The organism is Lacrimispora sanguinis, assembly GCF_044987295.1.
Classification (GTDB): domain Bacteria; phylum Bacillota; class Clostridia; order Lachnospirales; family Lachnospiraceae; genus Lacrimispora; species Lacrimispora celerecrescens_B.
This window is the reverse complement of the sequence record NZ_CP173277.1, coordinates 3113214-3135984: the sequence shown is the minus strand read 5'-3', so window position 1 is coordinate 3135984 and position 22771 is coordinate 3113214. Positions and strand designations below refer to the sequence as shown.

The following is a 22771-nucleotide window of genomic DNA, read 5'->3' as shown; positions in this document are numbered from 1 at the left end:
TTTAATAAAGTCAATAAACAGATTTCCTTTATTTTTTTAATTTTCTTTTTTCTTTTTGCTAAGTGCTGCATAAAGAGCCATCATGAATCCAGACAAAGCGACCATCACCTTACCGGCGGAATTCTGCCGGTCACCTGTCTTAGGCAGATTGGCAAGGGGTACATTTCCGTCGTCAACAATTAATAGATCCACGGATCCTCCACTGGGTAAGTCTGCAAGTGGCACTGGGTCTGGCACAATCGTTACCGTTTCACCCGGACCACCTGGGTTATCCTTTCCGGAAGGCCCTTCTGATGAGCCTCCGCTGCCTTTGATTTTCACATCCTGAATGGTAATGGTAAAGCTATTGATTCCATCGAATGTCACAGGCGCTATATTATTGTTAACATAATATCCGGCCGGAGCTTTTGTCTCGATGAAGGTGTAGGTGTCCTTTGGCAGCCTCTTTATCACAAACTGCCCGTCGCTGTCAGTTACAAACCTTCCTGCTGCCGCCTTATCGTCCGTATATCCGGCAAAGGACCCTTGATCCAGCTTCACATATCTTCCGTCAGAAGCTTTTAAGATAAACTCGGCGCCCTTTAACTTCACATCCGCATAGACTGCATTGGTTTTTACCACCGTGATCTTTGACGGCATATTCTCAATCGCACCATTTGTTTTTTCAAACAGCCCTGGTTTGGTATACCTAATTTCCTTATTAGAGTCATTGATGGTAAACTCTACGGTCCATGGAGTCGTTCCCAGAAGGTATCCATCCGGTGCTTTTTTCTCAGTCAGTCGGTAAGTGCCGTATGGCAGGTTCGTAATAACCCCTTTTCCGTTCAGCACAAAGGTTATGGTATTTCCCACCACCTGATCAGCCGTCCAGGAAGCACCCTCTGATGCCACCTGATTGCGGTAACTGTCCCATGCTCCCGGAACCAGGGTAGAAAGGTTCGTCAGCACAAATTCTGCTCCCTCAAGCCTCTTTCCGGTATTTTCACTGTCAACCTTTTCCATTTCCAGATTTCCAGTGCTGATCTGATTCGTCACAGCAATGGTCACAAGGGATTCATTTGAAACCGTCACCGCATTGCTGTTATCCTTTAAGATACTTACTTTACCTTCCTTATCAATTCTGATATAGAACGGTTCAATGAAATCATACCGGTCGGAAGAGATTTCCCTGATCCGGTAATCTCCGTGCTTCAGTCCCAGGTAAATGGTCCCGTCCTTGCCGGTCGTAAACAATCCGGTGTCAGCGTCCGCATCAGTCTTAAACCGGTTGGCTCCAAAAATTGATAAGACTCCATTTTCTTCATACCGTCCTGGCCCTAAGATCTCAAACTGGATTCCGCTTATGCTGTTTCCAAGATTATTCGCTTTCTTAAGCTGAAGTTCAAACTGAGCCCGCTCATTGACTACTGCATTGCCGTTTCCAAGATCAGCTGCCCTCTGATTCTCTGTAATAGTAAAATCAAATTCTGCCTTTCCATTAAGGCTCAAGTAGCCCTTTGGTGCCATTTCTTCCTTAAGAGTATACGTTCCATATGGGATTCCCTTCATATCAACATGACCGTTTGCCGCCGTAAAGCGGATTTTTCCGTCATCAGTCTCAATGTTGCTCATTCCCATTGCTTCCAGCTCATCCTGGCTCTTATTTTTTAAGCTTTCTGCAAAATGTTCAAAGGCTCCGTCTACCTCCGCTTCCTTCCTTGTCAGGGAGAATCTGGCGGATGCAAGCGTTTCACCTGTTAAACTGTCGACCTTATCAAATACCAGAGATCCGGTTCCATAATCATCGGTAACGAAATCATTTCCGTCTGCCTGGACCGTGTAAGCCTCTCTTTCACTGGTAAGTGTCACTTCATATACTCTGTTGCTTAATTCATAACCGGCAGGGGCTTTTTGCTCCTTCACATAATAGGTTCCCAAAGGAAGCATTTCTGATTCCCCAATGCCGCCATTTCCAGTTGTCATGGTGCCTGCAAGTGCTGTTAAGTCTTTGTTGGAGTAAATCTCAAATACCGCTCCGTCAAGTCTCATCTCATGGTTGTGGGATGCAGCCTTGTTGATACGTATTTTGGCCTTATTCCTCACATCATATACCATCACGGTTTCTGTATTGCCGGACTGGAGCACGGTAATCTCCTTGTCAGCAGATACGCCATAGTTTGCAGGCGCTTCGATTTCCTTTAAAACATAATTTCCTGCCGGGAGACGTTTTACAGTAACCGTTCCATCGCTTCCGGTAGTAAATGCAGTACCTTCCGCCTGACTATCCTTTAATCCGGTATAAGAGTTGTTTTCATCCAGAGCCACATACTTTCCGTCTGTGGTCATCAGCACAAACACTGCACCAGGCAGTATTTCTTCTGTCATCTGATCCCGTTTTTCAATGTTCAGCTCATGAGGCATATTGATGATTCCATTGCTTCCTGTCAGGTTGATGCCTTCGGCACTTTCAATGTTAAAATCTTTAGCCCATTCACTTCCGTTGCTGAATAAATATCCTTCCGGCGCCTTGATCTCCTTTAAGGTGTAGCTGCCGTATGGGATCTGTGTCAGAAGACCTTTCATCGAATCTTTGGTTCCATCTACCTGGAATCTGATCCAAGGTCTTCCATCCTCGTTTCCTGTTGATACCATGGATACTCCCAGACCGGTCACATGATTCTGATAAGCGGTAAATGCTCCGTCTATCACAGAGGTTCCGCTTAACTCAAACTGTGCTCCCCTGATGGCCTTACTTGTTTCTCCGTCGATCTTCTCTAAGTCAAGAGATCCGGTTTTGATCACATTCTTTACAATCAGGTTGATCTGGTTCTGTTCTGAGCTGCTTAAAGTGAGCTCGCTTCGTCCTTCCCCATTTAACAGAGAAACGGTTCCATTTACATCAATTCTTACGTAGAATGGTTCTACTGTTTCATAGCCCTCTGCATCAACCTCCTCTATTTTGTAATCTCCATATGGCAGATTCCAGGTGATGAGGCCTTCTTCATTGGTCTGTTTTACTTCATATCCGCTTTCAGACGGATCATTTAACTTAAATGTGTCTTTACTAAACGGGATCCATGAACTGCTTTCATATTTTCCAGGACCGGTTATGGCGAACTTTATTCCGGCTACCATGTCGTTGCCTGCATTATCCGCCTTCTTAAGGCTTAAGCTGTATTCGGTTCTGGTATTCTTAATAATGTTTCCATCAAGACCAGATAGCACTGCTTTCTGCCCGTTGGTTTCAATCCGGAATTCAATATCAGCCTGCTTCTTTGTGATATCGTATCCATCAGGCACCTGGGTTTCTGACAGAGTATAGGTTCCGTATGGGATTCCGGTAAGTGTTACTTTACCGGTTACCACCTCAAATTCTACTGCACTTTCTGTCTCCTTTACACTTGTCACTCCCATGGATTGCGGATCTGCCTTCATGGCCTCTTTAAATGCCTTCCAGGCATCCTCTACTGCAACATCCTTTTTATCAATCTTAAAGGTTACTCCGCCAAGCTCCTTTTCCGTCAATCCATCCAGCTTTGTAAATTCCAGACTTCCGGACACATATCCGTTTTTAACCGTAATAACGCTTGGTATTGGGTTTCCAGCTGTCTTAAATTCCTTACTGAGGAGCTCCCAGGCCTTTTGACCCTTTACCTGATAGGAATCCATAGGAACCATATCGCCGGACTGTGCATTGTCAACCTCATAGCCCACAGGTGCCCCATCTTCTACAACGATATAATTCCGGTAATAGAGAAGCTCACCTGCACTCCAAATAGCATCCGTACCGGCCAGAGCCGTACTGCCCTGAGCAACCGGTTTTCCAAGCACTTCCGAATTCTTAATCCCATTTTTCTTAAACGCCGCCATCTCTTCGTTCGTATATGGGCCATATACGCTGAAATGAGCACCCTCTACCGGATTTCCGGCTTCATTTGTCTTCTTAACTGTTACATTTCTAAATGGCACAAAGCCAATATCTTTTGTCTTATCATAATCATCTCCCGTTGACCATAAGAAGAAGTCTTCCGAAGCATAAGAACCCTTAACCTCTTTAAAGTTACTGTCAAGGCTCTCCTCGTAATTACTTCCATACTTTTCTAAAGTCTCAGGAAGTCTTGATCTTCCGGCCTCCTGATTACTTTGCCCGGAGGAAAGCATGGTTGGTTTCGCCAACTTAAGCACCAGATCTTCATATCCCATTGGCATATCTTTGGTTTCCACAAAAATCTGGTAATGAGCAGGATCGTCACCCTTTAACTTTGATACGAGTAAGGACTGATTGCTGTACCAGCTGTTTTCCTGTTCCTTGGTAAATTCCGATCCTGTGATGCCAAAAGGCTTTGCAGGATACAAATCGTCAAAAAGGAATCTGGCATCGTTTAATCCTACCGTACCATCCTTATTACTGGAATCGTTCTTGCCGTACTTCAGCAGACTGACCTTAAAATATTGGGATTGAAGCAGCGGAAGCAGATCCGTAAGAAGATGATCATTTTCAATGCTCTCATCCTGGATACCATTATTGTTATCGTCAATCCATATCCGACCTGACACCTTTACTTTTCCAGGAATCAGAACTACCTGAACCGCATTGCTGGTCTGCGCTTGGATGAACTTAATCTCTGATACATCTGATAAGTTTTGCTTATAGCTATAGGCGGTTGCAAAGTCATTGACCGCATATCCGTAGGCCACGTCATCCAGATCCTTTTTTTCAGTATAAGGAACTACCGTTTCATAGGTCACTACCAGATTTTCTCCTGGAGCCAGATAGAATTTGGAATCTTTGATCTTAATGCGGATCGCTGTGGGATCGCTGGAGCCTACGTTCCAGAATCCGTCATGGTTATCGTTAAGCATGGAATCCTTACCTGCTTTTGCTGTAGCCGCATTATTAAATATCCTATCAGAGTAAGTCACTTCATAACTAAAGCCCGAGACCTTCCGTTCTGGATCATTATCCTTTCTGTTTTCAATGTCAATGGACTCGATTCCAACATACTTCAGCCGGTAGTCACTTTTCCGGTCAAAACCGCCGGTACTGTAATCCCCCTGCACCGGAAGAATATCCATGAACTGCAGCTGGGTGATAAAATTGCTGGGTGAATCATTGTTTGCCATGAGCCGATATAATACACTGCCGTTTGAACTTGTTAGATCTGTATCATCCGCACTCTTTTCCACGGTTCCTACTGTCGTACCTGATACGTATCTAGTGTCTAAGTTTCCTTTTACCTCCTTATGGAGGACCAGCCCCGTACCGGTGCTCATGGTGTTTTCCGCAGAATCCGAAGCATAGCCATAGCCGCGGTACTTTTCATCCGGAAGCAGTACACCCTTTGGCAAATCCGGACTGGGCCATTTGCTGCCTGAATCCGTTTTTATCATAAAGGAAGCACCTGTCTGGTTTAATGAAAAAGCAGGCTGCAAAACATCGCTGGTAACATAAAGTTCATTGAGAATGTTCTTTCCGTAATTTATAATGCTCCCCGCAATCTGTGCTTTTACTTCGACGGTAACTGATTCACCTTTTTCCAGGGCTCCGTTTAGTTTAATGAACAGAGTTTCCCGTCCGGTATCATCATCAACCTTTTTAATCGTGCTTTCAATGGCAACCCCCTTGGGAGCATCCTTTAAAGTTACAGCTTTCAGCAAGCGGTTTTCACCTGCAGATTCCCCTGACACCGTAACTCCAAGAGGTACATAGTCAATGAGAATAGGCTTTTGCATCGGTACAATATCAGGATCATTGCTTGTGGTATCATTCTTAACATAAAGTGTGTAAGTCAGGGTATCACTTGGTTGTATACCTTTAATGGGATCAACGCTCTTTTTTACCGAAATAGTCGGCGCCTGGCTCTGAACAACCTGAATATCGCATTCCTTTTCTGCCTGGTTCTTTTCCTGACTCTGAACCAACGTTCCGTTAATATCCCACTTTCTAAAGTCCATAGCCACATCGGCTACGTTGCGGATATATTTGATTTCTTTCTTATAGGTTCCGTCGGGCAGCTTTGCATCCTGTCGGTTCAATTTTACTGTAACCTCTATGCCTCCCGGTACAAAATCATTTCCAAGGACATAATGGTTATCCGTAGAGCCTTTTAAGGTGTCATCCCGGTAGCTGATCTGGAAGGATTTCACCTTTTTACCGCTTACCGGTTTTAACAGACCGATCTCTCCGTCACCGGATACCGCAACACTCTGTACTTCTCCCACCTGGTTTCCGTTAAAATCATAGAAGGTAACATCAGCCATAATGGTGCCTGTTTGTGCGCCCTTGATGCGGTTCTGTTCCGTGGCTTTCCCCGGCTTCACTCCGGTGATCGTATATTTTTCGTAGGTGTAATCAGCCTCCGAAAGCACTGATTTTTCTGCATCTAACATCTTTAAGCCCGTATCCGTTATTACAAACCGGTCTAAAGGTATGCTGTTGACCACATGAGGGGTCAGGGTATAGGTCACTGTCTGCCCCTCATTCCACCATAAATCCTTTAATGTGGTTGTGAGAGATGTTTTATCCAGTGTTACTCCTGTCTTCTGTCTTACATTCGTAAATTCACAAGCCTTTGGAATCATGCCCTTTGTAATTTCTACTTCTTCCCTGTAAATGGTTCTGGTGTCATCCTTATTAATTACATAACCCTGGCTGTTCTGGGTCACTGCCGTTTCTTCAATGACATAGACTCCCGGTAACAGCGGCACCGTAATTCCAGTTTCTCCGTACGGTACGGCAACCAGATCTCCAACCTGTTTTCCTGTTTCCTTTTCCGTTATCTTCATGAATACGGCAACGGAGCCTCCAGGATTATCCGATTTATTTACATCGTTCTTAATGAGTCTTAAAGGCAGTGCTTCCTGGTTATGAGCCTTAAAGCCATATACTCCCGGAGTAACGGTATTATTTCCAGTCAGAACATAAAGATCAAGACCGACTTTCGTTTCACCGTTCTTTACCACATCTGCGGTCGTGGGAAGGATGGTTCCCGTCTCCCCTTCAAAAGAAGCCATGTGGAATGTTTCGAAGCCATTTTCCTTCTTCGTAACCTCATAAACCCCATAGGAATCCCCTGCTGGAAGATCAAGCCCCCGGAAGGAAAGCTTCCCTTGGGAATCAGTAGTTCCTTCTGTAACATAAGTCCAGGTACCCGCTTCAGATTTTCTGTAAAGTTCAAAGCTGATTCCTGATTTAAGAGATTCTGAACCGCCGTTTCCACTGTATTTGGTAATCTGTAAATCAATACCGCCCTGATTTTGCACGGTAATCTCTGTTGTTTTTCCTGTTTCTGCTGCCAGGCCTTCCGCCGGTATAGCCGTTGTGATCGCAATATAGCCTGCAGGAGCATTCACTTCTTTTATATAATAGGTTCCGGGGCTATAAACCTTGGTGGAAAAAATGATTTCGTATACTCCACTTTGCCCTATCTCTGTGAAATCTCCTACCTCTTTTGTCAGTTCCGGATTTGAATAAAGCTTAAAGGCAGCTCCCGTTAGTTTCTTTAACTGATCCACTCCATCCACTTTGTTCAAGCGTATCTTTGCCTTGGCATATTGATTGTTCACCGTAATGGATACCGGGTTTTGAGAGGTAAAATCAGACACTCCGCCTACCTTGATATAACCGTCTGCCTGAAGAGTACCGTTATCTTCCACGTTTAATGCCGAAAGCATCCAGTCAGTGTTTTCATGCTCCTTTAAATAATAGGCGCCGCCCACCGGCTTCTGAGGAAGAAGTACCGTTCCCTTTGCCGTGTAATAACCATCCTGAGCCGCAAAACTTTGTATCTTTACCTGAACCGGTTTGCTGTTTTCATCTAACACCTGTTTATAAGCATTATTGGAATAGGTGTAAATATCAAATACGACTTCGGCCGGAAGCTTATCAGCAATATTCTCATCATTTTTGAACCCTTCACCAAAGAACAGCTTCTTGGTTACAGTCAGCTGTGCTTTCTTTCTGTTTTCAATGGTCACAGAGACCGTGCCTTCGTATCCGCCTGCCATATCTCCCACTACAGCTACGATTATTGGCTGAGTGTCAATGGTATAGCCAAACGGGGCCTTCTGTTCGGTGATCCGATACCAACCAGGTTCACATCCCTTCATGGTATAGGAACCGTCTTTATTATCAGTCAGGATCCCCTTAGCCTTAAAGCCCTGATCTGGTTTCTTATAGCCTTCAGCCGTTACATTCTGCAGAACTCCTTTGATTAAATCCGTACCGGAACGGAACTTCAAGTACTCCACGCTAAAGGAAGCACCTGCCATGCCAGAACCACTTGCATCAGTTTCTGCATCTGTCTTATGAATGATAAGATCAGCCAGACGTGGGTTCTTAACTGCCGCGGTTGCCAGCTTTCCTTTCACGTCGTTTCCTACTGGAACAAGGGTTACCTTTTCTCCATCCGCTTTTGCCTTATATCCCACATTCACTGACGCTTTTTCAAAATATCCGCTGGTCACAATTTTTGCCGCTTCGCTTCCTAAGACTTCCGCATTAATGGTGTAAATGCCGCTGTCCAGATTATGAAAGCCGGCAGTATATTTTCCGTTCTCTAATTTCGTGGTAGCTGCTAACATCTTACCGCTGCCTTGATTTTGTATAGTAAAGGTGATTCCATCAAGGCCTATGAGTGGATTTCCTGCCCAGGTGGTTTTCTCAATTACCAGATTCGGCTTCTCTGGGTTATAAACGTTTACAGTGGAAGGAGTGCTTCCTACTGTAAAGTATCTCCAAAGGTCGTTCTCGCCGGTATACATGGTAAGATAGTTCTTCTGCTGGTCATCTGTCAGGATTTCCTTTAGCCTATACCGCCCTGCTTTTAAGCCGTTGGGTATCTTTACCTGGCCATTGCTTTCCGTGGTATAAGTTCCGATCTCTACATAGCTGTAACTGCCGTTTGACCACTGATACTGCCAAATTTCAAATTGAACGCCGCTTAAAGGTTTTCTGTCAATTTTCAGGGCATCCAATTCCTCATCCGTTTTGCCAAAGGTTCCAGTACTCGGTACGTATCCGTATTTTGCAAGAGTTACCGGATACTGTTCCAGCACTGTGTTTATCAGACGGAAATCCTCAGATTTTCCTTGCTCCCAAAAATACTGGGAATCTATGATATCCTTATTTTTTGGAATCGTCACTTCCAGGTAATGAAGGGTAGGATCCATCTGGATCTTAGAAGGCGCATATACCTCTTCCAGTCCAAAGAGAGCTTTTACATTTTCATTCTCAAGTTTAAGGATCCTTTCTATACTGTTTTTATCATATCCCTTGCTTTCAAGCGCAGCCTCAAGCTCTCCCATGCGGATCATCTTGGAAAGGGCATAGCCTGTTTTGTTCTCACGGTCGGATTCCAGACCAGTTTCAACTACCTCTACAGGAAGCAGCTTTTCTTTACTATCCGGATCCAGAAGCCATATCTGGAATTTGGCTCCGCCTAACAGCGTTGGTTTTTCATTCGGCTTTCCATCATCCTTTAACCATTTGTTTAATGCGATCTGGAAATAGTATGCATCAAGACCTCCCAGACCGTCACCATGCTGATTTTTTACCACAGCGATTTGTTCATTACGGCCGTTCTCATATAGATGGAGCATTTCATTATATCCTGAATAACCGGAGTCTTTTGGAGCAAATACTGCTACGATCTGACGTCCTCCTGATAGCTGATATCCTGGTGCTGCCTCTTCTTCGACCAACCAGTATACCTTACCGTTTTCCAAAATTGCGGTGTCAAATTCTCCATCCGCCCTGCTTCCTGTCTTCGGATTGATGCGGGTGCCGCTCTCATAACCATCTACCTTCTCAAACAGGTTTTCATTAGCCAAATCATCTAAACGGATTCCCGACAGATCTTTTTCATCCCCCTTCATCTTATAAAGGGTGAATTTAGCTCCATTGACTTTTTCAGCCGTATGGGAAGTTCCATCAAATGCCTTTCCATCACAGGTTTTTAATATATTAAACTGAACCCATGGTTTATGGTTATAAAGTGGATCAGTATTCTGGATTAAAGAATCCGCTGTTTCTGTAAGATCCTTACCCGTATATTTCACTGCATTGTACTTACCTGCTGCTAATTCTGAAACAGAAAGGGTTATTGGCGGTTCTACGTTACCTTCTGCCAAAGGTGTTTTATCTTTCATATTCAAATCAAAATCAAAGCCGGTCTCTTCCTTGGTGGGAACCCTCACCTCAACCACATAGTAGGTATCATTCCGGTTAATATCATAGAAGGTTGCAATTCCATCATAGGTATTGGTATTCTCTGACTTCACATAATCTGCTGTGATCCCGTCAGCATTTACCTTATAGAGAGCCAGTTTTACGTTTCCAAGAACATGATCTACTGGATAGAATTGATAATTCCATTCATCCCTCCAATATTTCTGGGTGCGGATGGTCAGCTTGGGTTCGTTCTTGATAACGAGCGGGCTTCCGTTTGTATCCCCATTGACTGTAGTGATGATTTTGCCTTCCATTAAAGTAGTAGTTAAGACTTCATGAGAAGGAAGATATCCATCCGGCGGTGTAATTTCAGCAATAACATAGGCAATCCTTTTTCCATTGGCATCGAAGATCTTAAGGTTTGTGCTGTCAAAGGTCGCCTGACCGCTTCCACTTGTGGTAACTGTCTGAATCGGATTATTAATGCTCTTTTCCCACTCATCTACATGAAACTCATCCGCTTTGAAAATACCAAATACTGCCCCGTTCACTGTGATATCCCTCAAAGCATCTTTTTTCGTAACCCTGACTTCTCCATGATCCTTATAATTCTCTAATGGCTTTTTGGTACCTGCCAGATAGAGATCCAGATTCTTCTCGTTGCTTGTAGTTGCTGCGGTTATGGTGACCGGTCCATAATATACATCGGTTCCTGAAATCACATAACCAGGATTACCTGAGTGGGTACCTTCTGCTCTCTCAGCTTCAGAAAGCAGGTAATAAGGATTGATATTATCGCTTGGAACAGCTTCCTTAAAGTAATATTCTCCAGGAGCAAGCTGAGTCGGAACACTGGATACCAAACTTCTTACATGTTCAAAGTTACTGTCATTCTTTACATAGACGTCAAACGTTATTTCTGCATTGAGATTTGCCGTTCCGCCTGCGTCGTATTGTGTCTTCTTGATGGAAACGGATTTATATGGTTTATTTTCAATGGTCTGGGTCTTCTTGTTTCCCTCGGAAAACCACTGTTCCAGATCTGCTTTTAAAACAGGCCCATTTGGAGTTTTAAAATTAATGTCTTTTCCTTTTTCAAAATTATCAGGAGCCTTTGTCTCCTCAATGGTATAGTCTGTTCCAGGATCAAGAATTACGTATGTTCCCTTATTGGATACCGTACCATTGAAAACCACTGTCTTATCAGCATCTCTTGTAATTTTAAATTGTGCTGATATCGGGTTATCTTTATTTGTGATATCAAACTTATAAAGCCAGTAAGGAATCTTTTGAGGAATGTTAAAAGCTTTTACAGTAGCATCAGTTTCTCTATTTACCTTATAAGGTCCAATGAAAATCTGATTTCCTGAAATAACCGTTTTAGCAGGATCCTCTGCTTCCAGCCTTTCACTTCCTTTGATCTCAGACCAATAGTATTCCTTGGTTACATCAAGGCCTTTTACCAGAATTTCTCCATTGCGATCAGTCGTATAGTCCCTTGTTGGCAATACTTCAGTAAAGCTATCCCCTTCTTTATAATAAAGCTTAAACTGAAATCCACTTTTGGAAGCATTCTTATCCAACTTCTTGTTGTTAATGGACCATGTTTCCTTTTGAAGCTTTAAGGTACCGCCCTTATTATTTTTCAAATCTACCTGAGTCATCTTTAAAGCTTCAAGGGAAAAGGTCTTATAAATATAAGTCTTATTATCCTTTGTTTCCTGTGAAAAACCGTCTTTGTTTCCATTTCCGTCGGAATATCCATCAGGAACTTCCTCAACGACGCGGTACTCAATTACTTTGTTGCTTCCATCACGAACAGGAAGAGTCGCAGTAAACTGACTCTGATCAAGAGAGTAGGTGGTTTGTGAGCCAATGTTTACCTTTATCCATGCGTCTCCCACCTTCTTCTCAAACCAGAACTTATCATTAAAGTCCCCACTGTAGGCGCTCGGTACTTTTATATAATTACCGTTATCAGCCTGCATCCACTTTGTCACATTTACACTTGCTTTATTTAACGTGTTGACAAGGAAGTTATTCCCGGTCTTTAAGGGTGATGTCTTACCGGCCTCTACGGTCACCTCATACTCATAATCGTCAAGGATATAACCATTGGCACTTTTTTCCTTCACAATGTAATTGCCAGGCGTAACAGGTTTAAATAATACATATCCCGTGTTATCTGATTTTACAGTTTTAACCTCTGTAAGATTTCCAGCTTCGTTTCTCTGACAAAGAGCAAATTCTGCTCCAGCCAAAGCAGCTAAATCAGCTTCACTAAGATCTGCACTGTTCCAGTCACGGGCCTTTTTGTAAAACTCAATGGCTCCTTTTCCAATGACTTCGTTTATTACCGTGACCTCTGCCTTTTCATCGGCCTTTAAAGTAACCTTAATATCATCTCCTTTGGCAACATCACTTGTTCCCACCTTTGCAGAACTGAATTGGGTTCCAACAGGATTTGACTTCTCTTTGATCACATAGGTTCCCGGATCCACCTGGATCTGGATGTAGCCATCGTCCCCCGTCTTGTAATATCCGATTTCCGTTTCTTCGTTTGAAGGGTTAACTACAATATTTTTATTGTTAATTTTTTGACTATTACTGTCTATGACCGTATAATTGTTATATGGCGTCTGGCTGTTATCTGAATCCAGGGAGTAGATTTCAAAACCAGCCATCCCGGGATATTCCTTTTCCATGGTCGTTCCATATTTCTGAGTATAGCCCAGACCCTCGTCAATTTCCTTCTTTATCTTAATAACTGCCGGCTTGTTGACTTCATGGACTGCAACATTCACATCAGAATCTTCTGTCACCAGCTGATCAGTTCCCAGCTTTACATATTCCAAATGAGCCTTATTGTTCACTGTAAATACGGTCTTGTTCCCTATACGTTCATCATTGTATTTAAGCAAAAACGGTTCATAAGGGTATCGGGCTGTCACCAGATAGGAGCTGTAGGTAGGTGCCTGGTCTGATACATAAATGTGGTCCGCCCCATTTTGCCCCTGGGTTTTAAATTGATCAATAGTAATAGACCCATCCTCATTGTTTATCACCCGGACATCGGTTCCGTCTCCCCATTTGGCTGTAACAGAAATTGGTTTCATAGCCTCAGGCGCATGTTCCGTGAGGATCTTAAGAGAGTCTGTTATCTTATAAGAATTCTCCTTAAACCCGGTACGGCCATAGGTCTGGTAAATGGTTCCATTTGGCTGTCTGGATATATCACCGGAGCCGCCGTACATACCCACTTCAATCAAATAGGTAATGTCCACATATTTAGGATTTCCTGCGTTGTCTTTTACCACCGTATAAGAGTTAGCTGAAGGACTTACACTCTTTTTAATATGCCATGCATCATCGGACACAAGAGTCAATGTGGTGTCCGCCGGCTGCTCCGCATAAGTAATTGTTTCAATATTTCCCGGATAAGTCACATGTTCTTTATCTGTCTTATCTGCTACTTTAACGTCAGCATAGAAGGCCACACTGTCCTGAGGGAGTGTAAAATCTTCACCAACCGCTCTTTTTCCGTTTCCGTCAATAAAAGCATTCATAGTTATACTGTCTGATTTGCCTGGACGGATTACATTCTGCTCATCTCCTACGCTGATTTCATAAACCTTTCCCTCACCATCAGAAGATATCAGCTTTATTTTTCCAGGCTGTTCTTCTATGGTAATACCGTCAGGTACAGTAAAGAGAATTTTTGCATTCTCATAGGAGTCAAACAGGGAGAGCTTTCCTCCTGCAGCATATTCATACAGAGGGGCTGCCTGCATAGTATAGGTGACGGTATAGGTATATAAAATTCCTGCCTTTATGGTACCGGTTTTGCTTTGTGACAGATTTACTTCAACTGCTTCCTTCTTATCCACAGCATCTGGACCATAATAAGTCAAAGCCGTTTCATAAGGACTAAGCTTTCCTTCACTGTCTACCTCTGTACTCAAAAGGGTCATTCCATAGCTGTGAACTACCATGCCAAAGGATGGCTGGCTGAGAAATGAGAATAGATTTATCTTCTTTTCCTCACCATTTAAAGTTGCCACATCCGTTCCCATCAGGGCGGCCCGCTCCTCTTCAGACAGAATCTTTGTATCCCCTACAGAAACAAGATCAGCCTCTTCCTGGCCGGAATCATCAACGTCTGCTTCAGAAGCTGTTGCCCGTGTATTTACAGTACTGAATAGCACAGGAACTTCATGCCTTGATACTGAAATTCCATTAATATCCAGGCTGCTTACAGAAAAATCTTCTTCGGATCTTTCAGAATTGGAATCTCCGTCTTTGACTGTATCCTCGGACTTCTCTACGGCTTCCCTGGAATGTTCTTCCGTCTCAGACTCTTTCACACCCTCTGTCTGGATTTGTGTTTCTTCCGTCTCACTGTTTTTCTGAGCCTCGGTCTCCTGGGTCTTAGTTTCTTCCGCAGCCGTCTCCTGAGCTTTGGTCTCTTCCTCTGTTACAGCAGTTGTTTCCTTGGTCCCGGCACTTTCGGAGCTCCCGGAATTTCCGGACTGTTTCCCCTTTGAGGATGGTTGTGCGGAAGTTTTTGAACTTTCCCCTATCACCGCAAATTCTTCCATTTGTGCATCTGTGATCATTAAGTCATCGCCCATGATTCGCAGTCTGAATTCACAGTCCCGGTCCTTATAACCATTTACACCAATAATTTGAATATTCTTAAGGATTGATTCCTGCTTGATCCGTTCGGATTTATCGGCCTCGAAAAACGGTTCTCCCTCCAAGGTATCGGATACCACCACCAAGTACATGGCTTTTCCAACTTTTTTCTGGAGCACCAGAGTCTTTCCCTCCAGCTCTTCATATAATTTTCCTATGATCAAATCCTTTTGATCCCCTTCAAAAGGGATCAGATCTTCCCTTAATTCCGGTCTTCTGTCAAAATCCTTTTTTAGAACTTTTTCAATTGCTGACTGAGTGACTTGGACGTCAATGATCCTTGCCGCTTCGGACGGAGTTGCTTCCGACGGAGATGCTTTCCCTGCATTGGACGAAGTTATACTTCTTCGTTCTGCAGTCTCTGAGGCATATGCGGTAGTAACTGTAAGCTGCGATATATTTCCTGAAACAATCGCAGCTGTCAGCAACCAGGCAATTACCCTTTTTAGGCGATGCACTTTCTTCACTGCACCTTTCATACTTTATCCTCCTATTCATTTCTATCTTAAGTTAAAATCTATTGATAAGCTAGAAGCTGTATTTTCTATTTATTCAGTATATCTTCTGTTGGTTACAGTTTGGTTATATTTTCCTGGATTTAAAAAAATTTCTTTGTAACCATTTCGCATTGTTAACCAGTTATTATTTTAGGTTGACAATAGACCTAACATATGTTACCATTCCAATAGAATTTTATACTATATAAGGGAGTCTGATCTCATGAATACAGTAAAATCATTTCAAACAAAGAACTCATCCGCAAGCCGGATAACGACAAAAGAACTGGTCTTGACTGGGATGTTTGCGGCTGTCCTTGCCGTAATTTCCCAATTATCTATCCCCATGCCAACAGGGGTTCCCATTACCATCCAAATTTTTGGAGTGGCACTTATAGGAACTGTGTTAGGATGGAGGCTTGGCTTTTTATCAACTCTTATTTACATCCTCTTAGGTGCTGTGGGCCTGCCGGTCTTTTCAAACTTTCGTGGAGGCATCCAATTCTTGCTGGATCTTACCGGCGGTTACAAATGGGGCTGGCTTATTATGGTGCTCCTCTGCGGCATCAGGCCGAAAACCGGCAGTAAACTTTTAAACACGATCCTTATATTTCTGCTCCCAATTATTGGTACCCTCTTAGATGAAGCCATAGGAGGCCTTCAATGGGCCGCATTATCTGGAGATATGTCGGTATCAGCCGTATTTTCCTATTCCATAGTGGCATTTGTTCCCAAGGACATTATCCTTACGGTGATTGCTGTTATCACCGGAATTCCTATTCGAAAGGCCGTTTCACAGCAATAATAAAGATTCTTGATCGGTCGGCGCCCATAAAAGCGCCGGCTTTTTGTCGTTAACATTTCCTTATGTCTTGACAGGAAACATTTTGAAACTTAAAATAGTTACAATGCTCCAATACAAATAATCAGAAAGGAAGTTCAGTTACCCTTCGGCTCACTGAACGGTGTTACTTACAGATGATTCAGGATATTTTTCCCCATGTTTTCCATAACGAATTTCATATAAAAACACCTGGCATAGACAGCTATTTTCTTTACTTCAAGGATGGCCGTCTACTCCTTGACCATAAGGATACTAAAAAAATCCCTCAATTTGCAAACTTAAAAAGCCAGAGCAAGGAAGCTATGTCCTGCTCTGACTATCTTTTTTCTATTGACCAGATGGATTTTTTTCTTATAGATGAAACCGTAGTCACCCTGACAGAAACAGATTCTCTTATCTTTTACGAAACAAGCATCATAAGGGATCTTAAGCCCATGTGGGTGTCTTTTGCAGCTATTTCTGCAGAACAGCTCCACCGCTTTTACGGCTCCAACCGGTTCTGCGGCTGCTGTGGTTCTCCAATGATGAAAAGCAAGAAGGAAAGGTCCATGGTCTGTTCCTCATGCGGTAATACCGTTTATCCAAAGATTGCTCCAGCAGTCATTGTGGCTGTCACTTATAACGGAAAGCTTCTGCTGACTAAGTATGCCGGAAGGGAATATACCCGGTATGCCCTGATCGCAGGCTATACAGAATTCGGGGAGACCCTGGAAGAAACAGTGAACCGGGAAGTAATGGAGGAAGTAGGACTTCGGGTCAAAAACATCCGCTATTACAAAAACCAGCCATGGGGATTCAGCGATTCCATTTTAGTCGGATACTGGGCCGAGCTGGATGGTTCTCCACAGGTTCACCTGGATGAAACAGAATTATCCACAGCAGTCTGGATGGCCCCTGAGGATATCCCTGATGATTTTACCAATTTAAGTCTGACTCATGAAATGATCCTTCTCTTCAAAAACGGAAAGGTGATATAAAATAAAACAAAAGGCCGACCCGGGATTCGGGTACGGCCTTTTTCCACTTATTTATACTTATTTACCATAGTAAGCCTTTAAATACATTTCCTTGATCTCACTCATAAGAGGATATCTTGGGTTTGCACCTGTACACTGGTCATCAAATGCATTTTCAACCATTTCATCCAAAGTCTCCAGGAAGTGTTTCTCATCTACTCCATATTCCTTAATGGTTGCCTTGATACCAACAGTCTTCTTTAATTCCTCAATCTTAGCAATGAATTTCTTAAGCAGATCTGCATCATCCTTGCCTTCGATGCCGCAGAAACGTGCACACTCTGCATATCTTGCGAGGGTATGAGGATACTCATACTGTGGGAAGGTTCCCATCTTTGTCGGAACTTCACAAGCATTGAAATCCATAACCAAGGTGATCAGCAAGGCATTTGCAACACCGTGTGGAAGGTGATGATAAGCTCCTAATTTATGAGCCATGGAATGGCATACACCTAAAAATGCGTTATTAAATGCCATACCAGCCATGCAGGAAGCATCTGCCATTTTACATCTAGCTTCTACATTCGTTCCGTCATTGTATGCGATAGGCAGATAGTTAAATACATTTTTCATTGCCTTAAGTGCAAGACCATCTGTATAATCAGAAGCCATTATGGAAGCATAAGCCTCTAATGCATGAGTCATAACGTCAATACCGGAAGCGCTTGTAAGTCCCTTAGGCTGACTCATCATGTTGTCTGCATCAATGATAGCCATATCCGGCATTAATTCATAGTCTGCAAGAGGATATTTTACCCCTGTTTCCTGGTCAGTAATAACCGCAAATGAGGTTACCTCAGAACCGGTACCGGAAGAAGTTGGGATTGCCACAAAGTAAGCTTTTTCACCCATTTTAGGGAATGTATAGACTCTCTTACGGATATCCATAAAGCGCATAGCCATATCCTGGAAATCTACCTCTGGATGCTCATACATCACCCACATGATTTTGGCTGCGTCCATAGCGGAACCGCCGCCTAAGGCGATAATGGTATCCGGCTGGAATGCCTTCATAGCCGCTGCTCCTGCCTGGGCATTTGCAAGGGTCGGGTCTGGCTGGACATCAGAGAATACGGTATATACAATACCCATTTCATCTAATTTATCTGTAATTGGTTTGGTATAGCCGTTCATGTAAAGGAAGGAGTCCGTTACTACAAATGCTCTCTTTTTGTTATATACATCCTTTAATTCGCTAAGTGCGACTGGCATACAACCCTTTTTAAAGTAAACCTTTTCCGGATTTCTGAACCACAGCATGTTCTCTCTCCTCTCAGCAACGGTCTTAATATTCAGCAAATGCTTTACCCCAACGTTTTCGGAAACTGAGTTTCCACCCCAGGAACCACAGCCTAAAGTCAGGGATGGCTGAAGCTTGAAGTTATAAATATCGCCGATTCCGCCGTGAGAAGATGGAGTATTCACCAGGATACGGCAGGTCTTCATTGCCGCTGCATGCTTATCCATTTTCTCCTTTTCATTTACATTTACATAGAGTGAAGAGGTATGTCCGTAACCGCCGTCAGCAACCAGCTGTTCTGCCTTCTCAATAGCCTCATCAAAGGTTTTAGCTTTATACATAGCCAGAACCGGTGACAGCTTCTCATGTGCGAATTCTTCTTCAATATTAACGCTCTCAACTTCACCGATCAGGATCTTTGCGGATTCAGGAACATCCACGCCAGCAAGCTTAGCAATGGTGTGGGCTTTCTGGCCTACGATCTTGGCATTTAATGCTCCGTTGATAATAATGGTCTTACGAACCTTATTCAGTTCATCTTCTTTCAGGAAATAGCATCCTCTTGCTGCGAACTCTTTTTTAACCGCATCATATATAGGTTCAAGTACTGTTACAGATTGCTCGGAAGCACAGATCATACCATTATCAAAGGTCTTGGAATGAATGATGGAGCTGACTGCCATCTTAATATCTGCCGTATCATCAATGATTACAGGGGTATTGCCTGCACCAACGCCAAGGGCTGGTTTACCGGAAGAATACGCAGCCTTCACCATTCCAGGGCCGCCGGTTGCCAAGATGATATCCGCGCTTCTCATGACCTCATTGGTCAGTTCCAAAGAAGGAACGTCGATCCAGCCGATGATTCCTTCCGGTGCGCCGGCTTTGACAGCGGCATCAAGAACCACCTTTGCAGCCGCAATGGTAGAATTCTTTGCACGGGGATGAGGGGAAATCATGATAGCATTTCTGGTCTTTAAGCTGATCAGTGTCTTGAAAATAGCAGTTGAAGTCGGGTTTGTGGTTGGAATAACTGCCGCAATCAGACCAATTGGCTCTGCAATTTTCTTAATGCCATATGCTTTATCTTCTTCGATCACACCGCAGGTCTTGGTATCTTTATATGTGTTATAAATATATTCTGCAGCATAGTTGTTCTTAATGACCTTATCTTCTACAACACCCATACCGGTTTCTTCTACGGCCATCTTTGCCAGAGGAATTCTTAACTTGTTGGCAGCACTAGCTGCTTCATAAAAGATCTTATCCACCTGTTCTTGGGTGAAGGAAGCAAATACTTTCTGAGCCTCTCTCATGGCTTCCATCTTTGCGATCAGGGCATCTACACTATCAATGATCTCAGGTACTCTTACCTGTTCTTCTTTCTTTGCCATCATGACTTTCCTCCATTTTTTAAATATGTTAAATAGTTAAATAGATATTTTTATATCGATATTTTTTTAACGATGTATCGTAATCTCATTATATGTTATTGTTATTTTTTTGTCAATGTTATATTTTACAAAAAAAAACATAGTTCAAGCTATTTTTTATTCAAATCTTATATTATAAATTTAACCTGATATTTCTTCTGAGTGCTCAGCTCTTTTCAAAAAACCTTTTCAATAACCGGATAGACGGGCTAGAAAACAGCCTTTTTAGCTTTACTTTCGCTACAAGTTCAGATAAGTAATATTCTGAGCACCTATTTCCTTGTTTATTCTAAGAAAAAAGTATGATATAGGAACTTTGGACGGATTTAAAAACTTGGCAATGCGCATCATGTATGATATAGTAAGCCTTGTAACCGCAAGATTATTTGTGGGGGAATATAATTATGTTACCTTAAATATGATTCTCTAACAGGTACGATTATATTGTTTTATATATAAGAATAAGAGGATTTTAAAATTATGAAAATTACAATTGGAATTGATCTTGGAGGAAGTACCACTAAAATTGTAGGATTTCAAGATAATAAATTAAAAATTCCTACCTTTGTTAAAGCTGATAATCCAATTGCATCTCTGTTTGGAGCGCTTGGAAAATTCATCTATGAAAACAACATCCAGTTGAATGAAATTGAAAAGATTATGATCACAGGGGTTGGCAGTGCATACGTAGACCAGCCTTTATATGGAATTCCTACTTATAAGGTAGATGAATTCACCTGCAACGGCCTGGGAGGACAATACTTTACAGGGCTTAACGACTTAATCGTCGTGAGCATGGGAACAGGAACCTCTCTTGTCCAGGTAAACGGAGATAAGATTATCCATACCGGAGGAATCGGCATCGGAGGCGGAACCATCCTCGGCCTTTCAAGTCTTCTTCTAAAAACCCAGGATATCTCCCAGATCATGGAACTGGCAAGCAGGGGAGATATAAGCAACATTGATTTGCAGATACAGGATATTTCAAAAACGGCCCTTCCAGGCCTTCCTCTTTCTGCCACAGCCTCTAACTTCGGCAAGGTACGCAACCTTGTATCCGACGAAGACATTGCTGCCGGAATCATTAATATGGTGCTTCAGGTTATTGGAAAATCCGCTATTTTATCTTCCCTTAACAGCAATATATCCAATTTTGTCATGACCGGGAATCTTGCAAAATTCCCTCAGTGCAAAGGCATTTTTCAATCTCTTGAGACTATGTTTCATGTCCATTTCATTTTACCGGATCAGGCCGAATACGGCACTGCCATCGGAGCTGCCCTTACAGAGGAACGTCATATGGAAATGAGACAGATCGTATATCCTTCCGATAAAATACCTTTATAATATTATTGTAAACTAAAATTAATTTTACTATTGTAAAAAAACCAGGTACAGCTTTTGCCGTACCTGGTTTTTTATGAATGATATCCTAATGCCTGCTCCAAAGCATCCTTCTCTTCGCTTCCAAGCAAAACATCCGTTTCTCCTCTTTCCACTTCCTTGATGTAAACATAGCATCCTTCCCGGCTATGAACGGAATTCAAAACAAAACCGGAATTTGTATAATCGAGGATAGCCATTGCAAAGCTTAAGTTTCCGCCCATCCCTTTAAACGCATTGTATTTTATAAGTCCGAATTTCTGGAGAGCACTTCTGTAATTCTTATTGGTATTTCGAAGAGAATCTTTATTTGAGCGGTCTTCTGCTTTTAATTCCGCAATATCTTCCATCTGCTCCATAATAATCTCTTCCAGGGTTTCTGCATCCTTCCCCCTCATAAAATAGTCGTATCTGCGATAAAGCTTTCTCATCTGAACCAGACATATGATTACAACGATCAGTAATATCATGGTAATTACAGCTAATCCGATGATTAAAAAAGCAGGGTCAACCGGCAACTGATTCAAAATACTGTTGTCCATTCTTTCGTCCTCGCTTCCATGATGTTATCTTATGGATTCTATTAACTCTACTATTCTTTCCAATTCTGCCTCAGAATAGTACTCTATTTCCACTCTTCCTTTATTACTATCTTTCCGATTGATGCTTACTTTCGTTCCCATAGCAGTTTTCATCCGGTCTTCCAATTCTCTGAAAATCAGGAAAATACTTTCATCCTCTTCCTTTTTTTCCTTTGGTTCCTTTTTCTTTGACAAGGACTTAACCAGCTTTTCCACTTCACGGACGCTGAGATTTTCAGCGACGATCCTTCCTGCAATTTGAAATTGCAATTCCGGATCATCAACAGCCAGAAGTGCCCTGGCATGTCCTCCTGTAATTTGGTTCTGAATAAGCATATCCTGGACTCTATTCTCCAGCTTTAATAAACGCATGCTGTTGGTTATGGTTACCCTATTTTTAGCCACCCGCGTTGCGATTTCTTCCTGCTTTAATCCAAATTCCTGCATCAGCTTTTGGTAAGCCTTAGCTTCTTCAATGGGATTCAAATCTTCTCTCTGAACATTTTCAATCAATGCAATCTCCATTGATTGTTGCTTTGTATATTCCCGGATCACCACAGGTACTTCTTTTAAACCTGCCAGTTTCGCTGCTCTCCATCTGCGCTCACCGGCGATAATTTCGTAGAAATCCCCTTTTTTCTGTACTAAAAGTGGCTGTAAAACACCATATTCCTTCATAGATTCCGCCAATTCCATGAGGGATTCCTCCCGGAACTCCATTCTCGGCTGATTATGGTTCGGTTCAATGGAGGATAATTTAAGGAACATCTCTCTTCCGACTTCCGGTTCCTCTTCTTTTTTTTCTGCTTTTACCTTTACCTGCTCCGGTTTTGGATGGTTTTTCTTTTCCTGTTCCTCTGCCGCAGATTCCATTACTTCATCTCCAAAAATTGCTCCAAGACCTTTTCCTAAACCCGTTCTCTTTGCCATAG

At 42.7% G+C, this 22771-nt stretch carries 7 protein-coding genes; 3 read left to right on the top strand and 4 right to left on the bottom strand.

The window, feature by feature from the left end; all coding sequences use genetic code 11:
- Nucleotides 1-36 precede the first annotated feature (36 nt).
- Entirely contained in the window at nucleotides 37-15324 is a 15288-nt protein-coding gene (locus ACHZES_RS14535) for a doubled motif LPXTG anchor domain-containing protein (protein ID WP_395547265.1), read from the bottom strand.
- Between the two features lie 241 nt (nucleotides 15325-15565).
- On the opposite strand from ACHZES_RS14535, the gene ACHZES_RS14530 reads away from it, so the two are divergent.
- Both ACHZES_RS14530 and nudC read left to right on the top strand, forming a co-directional pair.
- Nucleotides 15566-16147: a biotin transporter BioY gene (locus ACHZES_RS14530; RefSeq protein ID WP_395547266.1), complete on the top strand. Its 582-nt coding sequence runs from the start codon at nucleotides 15566-15568 to the stop codon at nucleotides 16145-16147.
- Nucleotides 16148-16320: 173 nt separating this feature from the next.
- On the top strand, nucleotides 16321-17163 hold the full coding sequence (gene nudC / locus ACHZES_RS14525; RefSeq protein ID WP_395547267.1) for an NAD(+) diphosphatase: 843 nt from the start codon (nucleotides 16321-16323) through the stop codon (nucleotides 17161-17163).
- Nucleotides 17164-17220: 57 nt separating this feature from the next.
- Here the strand turns inward: nudC and adhE are convergent, their stop codons facing one another.
- Nucleotides 17221-19836 (bottom strand): bifunctional acetaldehyde-CoA/alcohol dehydrogenase, encoded by a 2616-nt coding sequence (adhE, locus tag ACHZES_RS14520; RefSeq protein WP_154526306.1) that lies wholly within the window; start codon nucleotides 19834-19836, stop codon nucleotides 17221-17223.
- Nucleotides 19837-20355: 519 nt separating this feature from the next.
- On the opposite strand from adhE, the gene coaW reads away from it, so the two are divergent.
- Nucleotides 20356-21222, top strand: coding sequence for a type II pantothenate kinase (coaW, locus tag ACHZES_RS14515; protein ID WP_395547268.1), 867 nt, complete (start codon nucleotides 20356-20358; stop codon nucleotides 21220-21222).
- 71 nt (nucleotides 21223-21293) lie between these two features.
- Here coaW and ACHZES_RS14510 read toward each other — a convergent pair whose 3' ends face one another.
- Nucleotides 21294-21800 carry a DUF4446 family protein gene (locus ACHZES_RS14510; RefSeq protein ID WP_395547270.1) on the bottom strand — a complete coding sequence of 169 codons (507 nt, stop codon included), beginning with the start codon at nucleotides 21798-21800 and terminating at the stop codon, nucleotides 21294-21296.
- Nucleotides 21801-21824: 24 nt separating this feature from the next.
- Nucleotides 21825-22769 carry a ParB/RepB/Spo0J family partition protein gene (locus ACHZES_RS14505; RefSeq protein ID WP_154526266.1) on the bottom strand — a complete coding sequence of 315 codons (945 nt, stop codon included), beginning with the start codon at nucleotides 22767-22769 and terminating at the stop codon, nucleotides 21825-21827.
- Between the last annotated feature and the right edge of the window lie 2 nt (nucleotides 22770-22771).